Here is a 15,036-nt window from a genome sequence, read left to right on the forward strand (position 1 = left end):
AACCGTCAGGGCGCGGCGTTCGCCAGGTCGCGGCAGCGGCTGCCCGCCTCGGCGTCGCCGATGGCCTCGTACACCTCGGCCGCCCGCGCATAGGTACGGCGGCTCTCGCCGGTCCGTTCCTCGCCGGCCAGCAAGGCCGCCAGTGTCTCCAGGGAGCGGGCCTGCGGGACGGGCAGCCGGGCCTGCTCCATGAGGCCGATCGCCTCGGTGAGCTTGATGATCGCCTCAGCCCGGTGGCCGAGCAGTCCCAGGCATTCGCCGACGCGGGCAAGCGCGATCGGCCGGGTGAACGCCGCGACGCTCGGCGTCACCCCCGACCGGTCGTCGTTCAGCAGGGCCCACAGGTCGAGGTACTGCTCCAGTGCCTCGGTGTGGTGCCCGGCATCGCGAAGGCAGGTGCCGAGGGCGCCGAGACACTGGCAGTACCGATCGATGTCGCCGTCGGCCTTGAAGATCTCCGCCGCCCGGGTTTCCGACACGATGGCCTCATCGAGCCGCCCGAGCCGTCGAAACGCGCCCCCCGCCTGATGGTGGGCCAACGCGATCTGCGTCGTGGCACCACTGCGCGTGGCCAGGTCCATCGCCTGGGCCGTGTAGCGCAGCGCGGTCTCCAGGTCCTCTCGCGGCACCAGATGGACCCATGCCAGCAAGTTCAGCTGCTCGGCCTGCCGGGCCGTATCGCCCAGGGCGGCGGCGGCCTCGGCGCCGAGGGTGAAGACCTCGTACCAGTGCGGCGCGTGCATCCACCGGTCGGAGAACCAGTGCATCGACTCGGCGCAGTCGAGGACGGCGGCGAACCGGCCGGTGCTCGCCGCGTGGCGTAACGCGCCCAGCCAGTTGTCCACGTTCACACGCAGCCAGTGGTCGGCCTCCTCCGCGGAGGACAGGGCGGCGAGATCGGGGTCGGACCGGTCGGGACGGCCGTACACGGGCTCGAACCACCGCCCGGCGGTGGTGGCCATCCGCAGCAACCACGACGTCATCGTCACGGTGAGCGCGTCGCGCGCGGCCGCGGGTTCCTCCTGCCGAAGCCGGTCGCGGGCGAACAGCCGGACCAGGTCGTGGAAGCGGTAGCGTCCCAACATGCTGTCCTGCAGCAGACCGAGGTCGACGAGCTCGTCGAGGGCGTCCCACGCCCCCTCGATCGAGGTGTCCCCCACCACGGCGGCGAGAGCGGCGTCGAAGGTGCGGCCCGGCACCAGGGCGAGCCGGCGGAAGACCCGCCGCGTCGAGTCCGCCAGCTGCTCGTACGACAACCCGAACGCGGTGGCGATCTTGAGATCGCCGGCGCTGAGCTGGTCCAGGCGACGCTCCTCGTTCGTCAGCCGGGCGGCGAGGTCGGCGGCGTTCCAGCCGGGCCGGCTGACCAACCGATTTCCGGCGATCCGGAGCGCGAGGGGCAGACCACCGCACATCTGCGCGAGCTGCCAGACGGCCGATCCGTCGTCCGAGGCGCCGCGGTCTTTCAGGATTCCGGTCAGCAGCTCGGTGGCCTCCAGCACGGGCATGGGTCCGAGGCCGAGTCTGCGCACTCCTTCCAGACCGGCCAGCAGCCGGCGACTGGTCACCAGGGCCTTGCCCGCACCCCCACCCGGTAGCAGCGGCCGGACCTGCTCCTCGGAGGCGGCGTTGTCGAGCACGATCAGCACCCGCCGGACACGCAGCAGGGACCGGTACAAGGACGCACGCCCGGCGACGTCACCCGGGATCCGCTGATCCGCGACGCCAAGCGCGCGAAGCAGCGTGCCCAGGGCCTCGTCGACGGGCAGGTGCCGCGAAGACATACCGAACAGGTCGAGGAAGAACACCCCGTCGGGAAAGTGCGGCCGCAGGGCATGGGCGACGCGGATGGTCAACGTGGTCTTGCCCAGCCCGGCGGAGCCGGTGATGAGCCGCACGCCCGCGGCGCCCGGCGCGTCCCCGGCGCGCACCAGCTCGCTGATCCAGGCCAGTTCCGCGGCTCGGCCGGTGAAGTCGTCGACGGAGCGCGGCAGCTCGCACAGCCCGCTCGGACGGGTCCAGTGGTCGCGCAGCCGGCCCTCGCGCGCCAGCTCGTCGAGCTGTTCGCGGTCGGCGTCGGCCAGGCCAAGGGCGTCGGCCAGCGCGGTGACGGTCCGGTGCTGGGGACCCTTGCTACGTCCGCGTTCCATGTCCGACAGCGTCCGGGCGCTGACTCCCGAGGCCTCGGCGAGCTGCTCCAACGTCAGGCGTGCCGCGTGCCGATGGCGACGCAGCACCTCCGCGAAGCTGGCTGGAGTGGTGATCGGCTGCTCCTTCTCCGCGATCTGCTGGAGATCACCCAAAGCTTACGGGGAAGGCCGGTGCCCCCAAGATCCGCGAGGCTACGGAAACAGGCGTTCGTGACGGATGCCGCTCGGACGGCACGAGAGGATGCAGAGGCCTTCAAGGCTCTTTCGACAACCTCGGCGAGGTCAACTGGACGAGTGAGTCCGAAGTCTGGTCAGTGGTCGTAGGCGATCAGTGATCGGGTGACGGGCTGGCCGGTGGCGCGGTTGTGCCAGATCGCGGCGGTCAACGCCAGGATCCGCCCGGGGCGCTCAGCGATCAAGTGCGGGTCATGATCGAGCAGGGCCATCAGCACCTGGCGCTCGTCGACTTCGAGGTGGCCAGGGCCCAGGTGATCGGCAGCCCGGCTGGGGTGCCGACCAGGTGCAGGCTCAGGCCCCAAAAGTAGCGCGAGTGAGAGCGGCAGTAGCCGTAGCCGGCCCAGCCGGCCAGGTTCGAGCGCCGGGCGGTGGGGCGCGAGCGACCGCGTTCGACCGGGGTGGAGTCCACAACCCAGATCGGGCCGGCCCACAGGTCGCTGTCGCGGGCCAGAGCACAGATGGCGCGCTGAAGCAGAGGCAGTGCGCGGCGGAGACGCTTGTTGTAGCCGCACTGGCCGGGCAGGCAGGGGAAGGCGCCGGGCAGATGGCGGGGCAGGAAGCGCAGCCGGCGGGTCTCGGAACGGATGCCGAGCAGGGCCCGGGCGACGGCCACGGTGAGCAGTTCGGCGTCGGCCAGTTTGGGCGGGCGGCCCAGACGGGCACAGCTGCCGGGAGCACCGAGCCAGTCATCGACCTTGACGTAGAGTGCGGTCAAAAGGGTGTCGAGGTCGTTGGTCACACATCGATCCTCGACACCCTTCGTCACTTCCACTCTGGCCTCGAGGGCAGGTTCGTCTGCCTCCAGGCGCAGCCCGGGTGGGCAACGCCCGCCCCACTGCCGACGCGTTTCACGGGTGGGCTCATCAGCCGGTACGCCCCGCCTTACCCGCTCTCAGTTTCAGGACCTACTCGTCCAGAGCCGCGAACCGACCTGCAGGCCGCGGTTATCGTGATAGGCCGACGCATCGTCGGTCAAGACCCATTCGGTGTGAAGATCAACCTCACTGGCGCGGACCTCGCTGGCGCAACCCTCACTCGCACGACTCTCAACGGTGTGGTGGACCTGCGACGGCGTGTGGGGGTGGATGCAGGCCCCGATACCGGGGAGGTGGCGACTGCGCAGTCAGAGGAGCCCGACGCCGAGTGAGGATGCCCGGTTTGCCTGCTTCGAGCCAAGTCCCGGGAAAAGGATCCTTCCCGCAAGCCACCCACGGGTAGAAAGTCGTTTGGGGCCGTCGATGAGCTGCGACGGGACTTTTTGTTTCGCTGTTCTTGCCTCCCCGATCCAGAGCACCTTTCACGTCGACCGGCGATACGGCAACATCATGGTCAATGCCGGTGCCGAACAAAGCGCTCCTTTGGAAGCAGGGCCATGCCCAAGAATCCCACGAACGAAGGCACATCCGTCTCCGCCCCTGAGCAGCGCAAAGCGCATGCGATCGAGGAGAAACAACAGGATGTTCAGCGGCTGCGTGAGCTTCGGCATCACACGATGGCCACGAACGATCTCGTCAACGCCGATGAGCTTGAGCTGCAGCAACTGCGGTTTCTCCTGGGCATGCTGTTGCGGAGAGGGCGACGTCTACGGGAGCTCTTCGAGCAGCCCACCGCCGGGGCACAAACCTTCCCCGAAGACCGTGCGGTACTCGAGGAACTGGACGAACTCGAGGAGTATGCCCGTTCCCGGCGCAAGGAGGTGGAGCTGGCGACGGTCATCGGGATGATCAACCGCAGTTCTCGCGATCAACAGCTGTCTCCCGTCGTCCTGTATCTGGACGACACGGCCCACTACGAATCCGTACGACAAGCGCTGGAGGATGCCCTTCCGGCCTTTGGTCTCCAGATCTCCCAGGTTCGTCATCCGCTGCACGGATCAATCTGGCAGGCCTTCATAGCGGTGTTCAAGCGTCAGGCCGCTCCGGAACGGCTGGAACACGCAGGTGACGCGCTCACGGCCGGCGCCAAGGCACGCTGGTACGGCGAACCCCAGTCACAAATCACCAAAGCCCAGGGAGAAGCGATCGCGAACCTTCTGGACACGCTGCAGAACACCGAAAACGCCCTCCTCGCGTTCTCCAATATCCTGATCGTGAAGATCGATGGCGTTCCGCTCGTACGTGAACTCACCCCCGAGCAGGTGGAGCACCTGCAGCGCAATCCGCGGCTTTACACCGACCCACGCCTGGCGCTCAATGTGCTCGACGTCGGGCTCACCAATGCAGGTCAGATCGGCGCCTCCGGCACAGATCAGCAAGCGATCGCTCCATGAGAAACAGCCAGGGCAACGCGGACGAACGGGTGGTCCTCGCCCTGGCCGAGGCGTTGCCGCCTCGTGCTCGTCTCCGCCGAGTCTCACACTTGTGAGCTGCCCAGCAGATTCCTGACAGTCGTCTACATAAGCCGACAGAAGTCTGGAAGAGGTAGGTACGTGACAAGGCGTCGCAGGCAGTTCTCACCGGAGTTCAAGGAAGAAGCAGGGAGCACTCCAGGGCCGCGCGGATCCGCTCACGCCAGGGACATCCCCGCGGGCGCGGGGAGCACTCCTCGGTGTCACCCTCGGACCGGACGGTGACGGGGCCATCCCCGCGCGGGGATGGCCCCTCGGTGTTGGGGGCGTCGGGGTTGCCGATGGCGTGCTCCCCGCGCCTGCGGGGATGGTCTCCTCGGGGAAGGTCCTACGCCTCCTGGCAATACACGTTCCCCCAAGGTGCTTCTTGTGCCTGCGGCGTGGGTTGTCAGTAGTCGAGGGCGCGGTTGATGAGGTCGGCGACTTCGGTGGCTGAGGCGCGGAAGTAGCGGGCGGTGGTTTCGATGGAGGTGTGGCCGAGGAGGGCTTGGATCTGGGCGCGGTCGGCTCCTGCTTCGCGTAGCCGGGTGGCGTAGGTGTGGCGTAGCCGGTGCGGGCGCAGGCCGGGCAGGCCAGCGTCCTTTCCGGCGGCGCAGACCACGTCGGTGACGCCGTCGACCGTCAGCCGTCCGCGCTGGCAGCCCACAGTCCTTCGCCGACCGCCTCCGCCAGCGCGGGCCGGGCGGCCAGCAGCTCGGCGCGCACCGACAACCAGGCGGTGAGCCGTTCGCGGGCCGGGACCGGCAACGGGACGGCGCGGACCTCGTCTCCTTTGCCGTGCAGGCGGGCGGTGCCGCTGCGCGCGGTGATCGGCACGTCGCTGACGCGTAGGCGCTGGGCTTCTTCGGCGCGGGCGCCAGCGCCGAGCAGCAGGGCGATGAGGGCGGCGTCGCGGGGGCCGCGGTGGTCGGCGGCGCGGCGGACCGCGTTCTCCTGCGCCCGCGACAACGCATCCGGGACTCCAGGCTTGGGGACCCGGGCGCGCTTGACCGCCGAGCGCAGGGCGGGGCCGTGTTCGTACAGCAGCGTCACCGCCGCCGGCGCTTGATTCACCGTCGCCGGCGACGCCCCCGCGCCGAGCGGGTGCCGACGCCAGGCGGTGACGGCGGCCTCGGCACCGACCAGGTCAACGAACGCATCCGCGTGCTCGGCCGCCCGGGCGAGCAGCCAGTCGTGGTAGGCCATGGCTTGGCGCCGGTAGGCGGTCACCGTGTTCTTCGCAAGTGCGCACCGAACGCGGCCAACGCCACCTCCGCGGCGGCCACCACCGATCCCGACTCGACGCCGGGCGGGAGCACCACCACGTTGCCGGCTCCAGAGCCACCCCGATCGTCAACCCAGTTGCTGGTTTTGCCGTCGCCATCGTTATTGATCTTGCTGTCGGCACTCGCGCCCACTCACCTGATTCCCCTCCTTCTTATTCGGGGAGTTTTTCCGGCGTTAGCCGTGGGCGGGCGTTGCATTTCACCTGGACGGGCGCGCACGTCACGCAGGTGTCCACTGACCCGGTGGGTGGTCAGGCGTTGACGTGGACCTACCAGTATGAGGGCGATCGGCTGGTCGGCTCGTGTGCTCCGGTGGCCGCGCCGAACTGCACCACCTATGGGTATGGCGCCGGCTCGACCTACCGCTCGACGGTGCTGGACTCCGACCCTTATGGGTACTGGCGGCTGGGCGAGGCCTCGGGCACCTGGGCCGCCGATCTGGGCTGGGGTGCGGGCCCCGCCACCTACGACAACGTGAACTACGGCCAGTCAGGGGCGTTGGCCGGCACGCCGAACACCTCGATCGGTATGGATTTCAGTTTCGTGGAGCTGCCGGAGAATTCGGTCGCTCGTCTGGCCGACAAGTTCTCGGTGGAGCTGTGGTTCAAGACCACGGCGAACGGGATGCTGTTCTCCGGCGCTTTGGAGGAGATGAGCCTGGCGAACGCGGCGCTCTACGTCGGCGAGGACGGCAAGCTACGCGCCCGCTCCCAGCGGTTCTCCGGTGATGACGCGGCCCCGATCACCTCGACGGGAGTCGTGAACAACGGCCAATGGCATCACGCGGTGCTGAGCGTGGCCGGCAACACCGACCGGCTCTATCTGGACGGGCAACTGGTCGGGTCGCTGGTCGGGCAGGGAGGCCCGCAGTGGCGGGGGCAGGCTCGGATCGGCATGGGGTCACTCAGTTGGCGCTGGCCATCGGCCAGTGCAGCGTTTCAAGGCCAGATCGATGAGGCCGCCGTCTATGACAAGCCGCTGACCGCCCAGGAGATCAGCCGCCACTACGCGGCTCGTACCGCGGTGCCGCACAAACTCACCACCATCACGTTGCCGTCCGGGCGGGCATGGACGGCCAACACCTACGACGCCGCCACCGACCGGATCGCCACGCACACCGACCAAAACGGTGGACTGTGGAAGGTCGGCGCCCCGGTCTACGCGCCGGACACGGGCACATCAACGGTCACGGTCACCGACCCCAACAACAACACCCTCGGCCACGTCCACGACGCCTGGCGCGGCTACCGCCTGGTCAGCCGCACCGACCAGCTCAGCAAGATCACCGATTACGAGTACGACACCGGCGGATTCCTCACCAAGGTCACCGACCCCAACGGCGTCGTCACCGAACAGGTCAACGACACCCGCGGCAACGCCACCGCCACCACAACCTGCAAGGCGGCCGGAAACTGCCAGACCACCCGCCGAACCTTCTACCGCAACACCGCTGATGAGTTCGACCCGCGCAACGACCAGCTCACCGTGTCACGAGACGCTCGATCATCCAGCGCCACCGACACCACCTACGCCACCACCACCGAGTACACCCCCCAGGGTGAGGTGGCCAAGCAGACCACTCCGGCCACTCCGGACTTCCCCACCGGCCGCTCGACGGCGTATGTCTATACCGACGGCACCGAAGCCGCCGTCGGCGGTGGCACCACTCCCGCGGGGTTGGTGAAGTCGGAGGAGGACGCCAGGGACAACGAGACGACCTACCGCTACACCTCCGCCGGTGATCTGGCCGAGGAGACCAGCGTGACCGGGGTGAAGACCCAGTTCGCCTACGACGCGCTGGGCTGGAAGGTCTCCCAAACGGAAGTGTCGCAGGCTCATCCGGTGGGGGTGACCTCGACGTTCACCTACGACGGCGTCGGGCGGTTGTTGACGCAGACTGATCCGGGGGTGAAGAACGAGGTTACCGACGTCACCCACACCGCCAAGACCACTTACACCTACGACGTCGATGGCAACCCGCTCACCGAGACCCTCGCCGACCTGACCGGCGGTGATGCGGCGCGCACGACCACCTACACCTATGACGCCAAGGGCCGTCTGGAGACGATGACCGGCCCCGAAGGCGGCGTGGCCCGTTCCACCTGGAACAACACCGGCGCCAAGGCATCGGCGGCCGATCCGCTGGGCGCCGTCTTCACTTACGCCTACACCAAGCGCGGCGAGCTGGCTTCTAAGACGATCAAGAACTGGACCGGCAGCCCGGTCAATCCGCAGGCGCCACAGGATGTGGTGTTGGAGTCCTACTCCTACGACCCTGGCGGGCGCCTGGCCGGTCAGGCCGACGCGATGGGCCGCAAGACCGCCTACACCTACTTCGCCGACAACCGTCTGTCGCAGACCGTCGCCGATGACGTCCGGCTGAACGGCTCCACCACGGCGGCGGACGTGATTCTGGAGGACAACACCTACGACGCGGCCGGCAATCTGACCAAGCAGGTCAGCGGCGGCGGGGCGGAAACCGCCGACTACGTCTACGACGCCGCGAACCGCATCACCTCCACCACGTTCGATCCAGCGACCCTCAAGCGCAAAATCGCCTACGAATACGACGCGACCGACAACGTCACCAGGGAGAGCCTCACCGGAGCAGGCAGTGCCCGAGTGGAGTCCACCCTCTACACCTACAACGCCCTGGGGCTGGTGACCCAGCAGAGCGTGGAAAACGGCGACGACGACCTGGTCTCGACGAACACCTTCGACGACCGTGGTCTGCTGACCGCGACCACCACCCCACGCGGCAACGCCTCCGGCGCCACCGCGGCGGACTTCACCACCACGATGCGATATGACCTCCTGGGCCAGCTCGTGGAGACGAAGGCACCGCAGGTGAAGATCGACAAAGCGGGGGTGGCCACCGACGGACGGCCGACGGTGAAGTACGGCTACGACAACGCCGGGCTCGTGACGCACAGCGTCGACCCCGAGGGCCGCACCCTCGTCTCGGCGTTCGACAAGGCTGGCCGCCTGGTGTCGGCCACCGCCCCCTCCTATACCCCGCCGGGCGCGACCGCGCTGACCCCGAAGATCAGCTATGACTACGACCCGGGCGGGCAGGTGACCAAGGTCACCGACCAGCGTGGTCATGTCACCTCAAGGGAGTATGACGCGCTGGGGCGTCCGGTCCGGGTGACCGACCCCGGCCCCTCAGGGCCCGGCGGGACATGGGTGGCGGAGTTCACCATGCTGGGCGAGGTGCGCGCGACGATCGACCCCACCGGCGCGCGCACCGAGGCCACCTATGACGACATGGGCCGCCAGATCACCTGGACGCAGATCGAGCGCAAGCCCAGCACCGCGGCGCTCACGACCAAGCTGACCTACGACAACGCGGGCAACCTCACCAAGAGCCTCGCCCCCGGCGACAAGAGCACCGACTACACCTTCAACGCCGCCGGGCAGGTCAAGACCGTTACCGACCCGCTTCTCCACAAGTCCCTGGTCGACTACGACTTCCTTGGCCGGACGTCCAAGGTGACCGACGCGCTGGGCAACGCGACCGCGGTCGAATACGACGTGGCCGGACGCAAGATCGCCGCCAAGGACCTCAACGACGTCGGCGCCGCCACTCGCACGTTCGGCTTCGGCTACGACCTCGACGGCAACCCGACCACCATCACCTCCGGCGAGGGACGCATCACCCGCCGCACGTTCGACGCCCTGGGCCAGATGACCTCGCTGATCGAACCGGTCTCGGCCACCAAGTCCATCACCTCGACGTTCGGCTACGACGCCGCCGGAGCCCCTACCCGCACCACCGACGGCCGCGGCAACGCGACCTGGACCGGCTACAACACGCTCGGACTGGTCGAGTCGGTCATCGAACCGGCCACCGCCGCCCATCCAAACGCCACTGACCGGACCTGGACCAGCGTCTATGACGCTGCGGGCAACCCTGTGGCCATCGTGCAGCCGGGCGGGGTGCGCATCGACCGCACCTTCGACCATCTGGGCCGGGTGGCCACCGAGACCGGCACCGGGGCATCGGTGAGCACCCCCAGCCGCACCTATGCCTACGACCAGGTGGACCGTCCGACCGCGATCGGCGACTACGCCCTTGAATACAACGACCGCAGCCTGCTGACCAAGGTCTCCAAAGCCACCAACCAGGTCGCCACCTACGCCTACGACAGCGCCGGCAACCCCACCCAGCGCGTCGATCCGGCCGGCACGGCCACCTACACCTGGGATGGCGCCGACCGGCTCAAAACCGCCAGCGACCCGGTAACGGGGCGCACCTGGACCTATGGCTACGACAACGCCGACCGGCTCACCAGCAAAACCTCCGCCAACCCGGTGGGCACCCAAAGCTATGGCTACGACACCATGGACCGGCTCACCTCCCAGGCGGTGAAGAACAGCTCCGGCACCGAACTGTCGAAGATCGTCTACGGGTGGGACAAGGACGACAACCTCACCACCAAGACCACCACCGGCACCGCCGGAGCCGGTACCAACACCTACGGCTACGACCACGCCGGACGCCTGACCTCCTGGACCGCCCCCGGCGGCGCAGCCACCGACTACACCTGGGACGACTCCGGCAACCGCACCACCGTCGGCGCCAAGACCTTCACCTACGACGAACGCAACCGCCTCGTCTCCGGCGCCGGGACTGACTACACCTACACCCCGCGCGGCACCACCGCCACCGAGACCAAGGCCGGCGTCACCCGCAACCTCACCTTCGACGCCTTCGACCGCCTCATCTCCGACGGGGACGCCACCTACGGCTACGACGCACTGGGCCGGATGACGTCGCGTACCAAGGGCACCGACCAGCGGCGCTTCGTCTACTCCGGCCTGGAAAACGACATCGTCGCCGACGGCGCCAACACCACCCTCGCCAAATACGGGCGTGACCCCTTCGGTGGCCTGTTCAGCCTCCAAGAAGGCGCGAGCCCCGCCCTGGCCACGATGACCGACCTGCACGGCGACGTGGTGGGCACCTTCTCCAGCACCGCGCTGGTCGACTCAACCGCTTACGCCCCCTTCGGCGAGGTTACCCACCGCTCCGGCACCCAGCGCAGCCTCGGCTACCAGGGCGAGTACACCGACCCTGACACCGGCAAGGTCAACATGCACGCCCGCTGGTACCAGCCCGGCACCGGCGCCTTCACCTCCCGCGACGACTGGACCCTGAACCCCCAACCCTCGGTTCAAGCAAACCGTTACACCTACGTCAACGCGAGCCCTTTGGTAGGCGTGGATCCATCGGGTCATTTGCACCGCGCACCCGATGGCAGCGGAACCCGTGGAGGGGTGTCGGGCAGCATGGGAGGCGTCAGTCTTCAATCCCTCAAAAACGTGTTTGCCGGAAGCAATACTCGTCCTGGGCTTTTCACTCCGGCTAGACCTGCCGCTGCTCCCCCTAAAGCTGCTCCTCCCGCCAAGCCAGCTCCCGCTCCCGCCAAGGCAGGGACGAAGACCGCGTCCTCACCGAAGAACGGTAAGCGCATCACCACACCAGCCCGCCCGGCTGGAAGCACCCGCCCCCAGACCACCCCTACCCCTCAGGGAAGCGCCTCAGATCCGAGATACGGCTACAACACCCCTAACGGTCAGAAAAAAAACACCAAGAAAGATGACGGCAAACCCTGCGGCAAGTGCAAAACCCCCAAGAACCCGCCCACCCCTCCCAGGAATCCGCCTAATCCTCCCAAGAAAACGTCTAACCCGCCCAAGCAAACAGTTGAGGTTAAAGGGAAAAAAACAACCCTAACAGTAAAAAAGCCTGGTAAGAAACAAGAACCCGCCAGCCAGTGCGTTTACGGTCCGTGCGTGAAAAGCCACGCCGGCCACGTTGGAATCGAGCTCGTCGGCTCCCCCACTATAGGGGGCGGCGGCGGAATCTCGTGCGAAGAATGGAACCCCGGGAACTGCGGGGAGGACCGATGCGGTAAATACGTCGGCTTCGTGTACTCGACATCGGTATTCGGATGCGTACCCGGATCCGACAAAGACATCGGCAACGGCACCGCCCGCCCGCAAACCTTCCCCATGCCCGACAACAACAGCGACAGCTACCCCGAGACCCCGCCAGCGCCCCCGGCCTTCTGCTCTCCCGGTAACAGCTTTGTACTCGGCACCAAGGTCCTGATGGCCGACGGAACCACCAAGCCGATCGAAGACGTCGAGGTCGGCGACTGGGTGGTAGCCGCCGACACACAAACCGGACTGACGGCCGCCAGACAAGTCAGCCACCTGATCACCGGCGACGGCGAGAAGCATCTAGTCCGTCTCACCATCACCGCAGACGCAAAGACCGGCGAATCCGGAACCGTGGTCGCGACGGACAGGCATCCATTCTGGGTTCCTGACCTGCACAAGTGGGTCACGGCAGGCGAGCTCCTGCCCGGCATGCTCCTGCGAACCAGCGCCGGCACCTACGTCCAACTCGCCGCCATCAAGAAGTGGACCGCCCCCCAACGCGTCCACAACTTCACCGTCGACGGCCTGCACACCTACCATGTCCTCGCAGGCGACCAAGCTATCCTTATCCACAACGATGGCTGGAACCCATTCAAAAAGAAGGGTGCTCCAGCGCCGCCATCGCGCCCCGATCCCAATGCGACCATCAGAGATCTGCTCAAATACGGGCGACCTGACGTCGATGGTTCTAAGGATAGTCGGGATAAGGCAAGCATGATTTCAGGGATGCAGGATTGGCAGTTGCTAGACTCAATTTTCGAGCCGCGCAACGGGCCTGTTGACTATATACGAGTTGGGCCTGACGGCCAGAATCTAGAAAATGGCAACCATAGGGCTCAGGAACTTCTCAACCGAGCAGCCGATCCTCATGACGACGACTGGGATTACGATACAGAAATTTATATCGATAAGCATACAGGGTGCTAGAAATTAAGTATAGGTGTGGCGAAATGCGCCACACCTATACTTAGAGGGGTCATCAAGTGTTTCGGCGGTTCCTTGGCGCGAGCCGTGAGTCCGACATCGAGCATGTGGTAGTCGCACTCATACATAGAGCACAATTGCAAATCAGAAAAGACTCTGGAGATCTTAAGCGAAATATAGGCATTTCCTCAGAGGAATCACAGCGCAAGTTTGAGCGCATATATTGGCTCTCAGATTTGTGTCACAGTATAATTGGCCCATTCAGCTTCCCTTCAAAAAAACTTCGCCGAAAGCGTCTACTGCAATGCCTCTCTTGGGCATGGGGAGTTTCTCACACTGAGCGCCGCTCCTGGATGGTGGAAAACTTCAAAGAGCTTAAGTTCGATTATTCCGTGCTCAACGAGAATGGAATTTAATTTTCGCAGAAATTCCATTTCACGGAACATAGCACGCACCTTGTCGAGACCGTGCCGCGCGGTCTCCGCGATGCGGACGGTGGTATCAATGCCTTGGCCACCATGTTGGGTGCCACGTTCCGGTTGGCCAGGTTAATTAGGTTCGCAGCGACCAGCAGCGAAGGGGCAGCCAGTTCGGCCGTGGTGGTGACGTTATTCATCTCGTTGCTTATAGGCCGGTGACCGGGTTGTCGCTCCAGCGGTCGGCCTCTTCGATGTAGCAGCTCAAGGGCAAGCAACCCAAACTGCCCGAGCCCGCCCGGCGCTCAATCCGCCGGCGATACGCCGAGGGCGAGGTATCTCTGGCCGACCTGGCCACCGAGTACAGCGTCGGACGCTCCACCATCCACCGCATCATCCACGGCCCGGAAACCTCCAGGTAGGACATGACCACACGCTAAAGCCGGACGTCACACTTCACACAAGATCATTCTCACCGCCAACGGCTGGGGTCTCAGTAGCTAACGAGCAGAATCCAACGAACCCGCTTCTGACCTGCGGTGAGGGTAGTGCTCAGTGCTCAGTGCTGAGGCGGAAGGAGGAGCTGCGCCCTGACTGTGGCGTTGAGAGCCTGATCCCGCGAGTTGAGCGAGATCAGAGCTCCTGGTGCAGGGCGGCGTACTCGGCGCGGGCCTGTTCGACGGCGTCGGGATGGCGCTGGGCCTTCTCGTGTTCTGCGAGGGCGCGGTAGATGCTGGCGAGGGAGGGGTTATGGCCCTTGCGCTTGCCGGTGGGGATGATCAGGTCCTTGCGGATCTTGTCAATGGGTTCGCCGGCTGCGCGGCGCCGTAGGACGGTGTGGATCATGTCGTCGGTGATGACGGTGGGGCGGCCTCCGTGGTGGCCCTTGCGGGCTGCGGCGTCCAGTCCTTCCAGCGTTGCCTCGCGGATGGCTTCGCGTTCGGTTTCGGCCATGGCGGCGAAGAACGCGAATAGCATCCGGCCAGGCCCAGCCGGGTCGTAGATGCCGGAGAGCGGCCCGGCGAGCATCTCCAGGACCAGACCGTGCGCGGTCAGATGGTCGGCCAGGGCGGTGAGCTCTGCGGCGTCGCGCCCCAGCCGCTTCATCTCGTAGACCGTCAAGATGACGCGGCAGTGCGGGGCGTGTGCCTTGATCTGCCGGGCGGTCGCGAGAGCCTTCTCGAACTCGGGCCGGACCTTGATCCGGGTGGAGACCTTCTCGGCGAAGATCTTGTCGCGGCCGATGCCGTGCGCGGCCAGCGCGTCGAGCTGGGACTGCAGCTCCTGGGTGAGGGAGGAGCAGCGGGCGTAGCCGATGCGAATGTCGGCGGTCCGGGCGTCGGGGTCGACCGGGGCCGGCGGCGGGGTACCGGGCCGCCAGGGCCGGCCGGGTCCCCGGTCGGTGGGGGTGAGTACCCGCAGGTGCTTGGTCAGCCGCAGCACTTTGGTGAACCGGCCGGTGTGATAGCTGCCGGCGACCGCCCCCGACCGTGCTCGGCAGGGCGAACCGGCTTCCACGCCGCAGCGCGGGCACGGGTGGTGTTCCACCTCATCGGCGTCGCGGGTGTTATTGTCCGCGGACTCGGCGGCGGGATCCGAACGTTCGCGGGGGCGTGAGGCGTCGGCCATGCCCGAATCCTCTCACAAACATTTCTCACAACATGAGGGATCGACCACTTGCGTGAGACCAGGTTTTGAGAGGGATTCGAGGGCTTGCCGGTTCGCCGTCACGCTGACGGCGGACCTCG

At 66.5% G+C, this 15,036-nt stretch carries 7 protein-coding genes and 1 pseudogene; 2 read left to right on the top strand and 6 right to left on the bottom strand.

All coding sequences use genetic code 11. The annotated features are described in order from the left end of the window. Window positions 1–5: 5 nt before the first annotated feature. Together ACSDR0_RS38515 and ACSDR0_RS38520 are read right to left on the bottom strand one after the other, a co-directional pair. Window positions 6–2,303 carry an ATP-binding protein gene (locus tag ACSDR0_RS38515; protein WP_435293890.1) on the bottom strand — a complete coding sequence of 766 codons (2,298 nt, stop codon included), beginning with the start codon at window positions 2,301–2,303 and terminating at the stop codon, window positions 6–8. 158 nt (window positions 2,304–2,461) lie between these two features. After that, a pseudogene (locus ACSDR0_RS38520) lies at window positions 2,462–3,126 on the bottom strand (hypothetical protein). Between the two features lie 633 nt (window positions 3,127–3,759). On the opposite strand from ACSDR0_RS38520, the gene ACSDR0_RS38525 reads away from it, so the two are divergent. Next, on the top strand, window positions 3,760–4,656 hold the full coding sequence (locus ACSDR0_RS38525) for a hypothetical protein (RefSeq protein ID WP_435293891.1): 897 nt from the start codon (window positions 3,760–3,762) through the stop codon (window positions 4,654–4,656). A 466-nt stretch (window positions 4,657–5,122) separates the two neighbouring features. On the opposite strand, the gene ACSDR0_RS38530 is transcribed toward ACSDR0_RS38525, so the two are convergent. Together ACSDR0_RS38530 and ACSDR0_RS38535 are read right to left on the bottom strand one after the other, a co-directional pair. Continuing rightward, window positions 5,123–5,380, bottom strand: a complete 258-nt coding sequence (locus tag ACSDR0_RS38530; protein ID WP_435293892.1) for a tyrosine-type recombinase/integrase — start codon at window positions 5,378–5,380, stop codon at window positions 5,123–5,125. After that, window positions 5,356–5,943, bottom strand: a complete 588-nt coding sequence (locus ACSDR0_RS38535) for a tyrosine-type recombinase/integrase (protein ID WP_435293893.1) — start codon at window positions 5,941–5,943, stop codon at window positions 5,356–5,358. Before ACSDR0_RS38535 ends, ACSDR0_RS38530 begins: the two co-directional genes overlap by 25 nt. 14 nt (window positions 5,944–5,957) lie before the next feature. Here ACSDR0_RS38535 and ACSDR0_RS38540 point away from each other — a divergent pair, with 14 nt between their 5' ends. Beyond that, complete coding sequence (locus tag ACSDR0_RS38540; RefSeq protein ID WP_435293894.1) at window positions 5,958–12,875, top strand: LamG-like jellyroll fold domain-containing protein; 6,918 nt, start codon at window positions 5,958–5,960, stop codon at window positions 12,873–12,875. 621 nt (window positions 12,876–13,496) lie between these two features. On the opposite strand, the gene ACSDR0_RS38545 is transcribed toward ACSDR0_RS38540, so the two are convergent. Further along, window positions 13,497–13,715, bottom strand: a complete 219-nt coding sequence (locus tag ACSDR0_RS38545; RefSeq protein WP_435293895.1) for a hypothetical protein — start codon at window positions 13,713–13,715, stop codon at window positions 13,497–13,499. A 206-nt stretch (window positions 13,716–13,921) separates the two neighbouring features. Beyond that, window positions 13,922–14,917: a recombinase family protein gene (locus tag ACSDR0_RS38550; protein ID WP_435293896.1), complete on the bottom strand. Its 996-nt coding sequence runs from the start codon at window positions 14,915–14,917 to the stop codon at window positions 13,922–13,924. Between the last annotated feature and the right edge of the window lie 119 nt (window positions 14,918–15,036).

This window comes from Streptosporangium sp. G11, from assembly GCF_051192615.1.
GTDB lineage: Bacteria > Actinomycetota > Actinomycetes > Streptosporangiales > Streptosporangiaceae > Streptosporangium.

Excerpts from the sequence above, each read along its gene's own strand:
- ACSDR0_RS38525 (WP_435293891.1), top strand. The coding sequence starts at position 3,760 with ATGCCCAAGAATCCCACGAACGAAGGCACATCCGTCTCCGCCCCTGAG.
- ACSDR0_RS38550 (WP_435293896.1), bottom strand. The coding sequence starts at position 14,917 with ATGGCCGACGCCTCACGCCCCCGCGAACGTTCGGATCCCGCCGCCGAG.
- ACSDR0_RS38545 (WP_435293895.1), bottom strand. The coding sequence starts at position 13,715 with ATGTCCTACCTGGAGGTTTCCGGGCCGTGGATGATGCGGTGGATGGTG.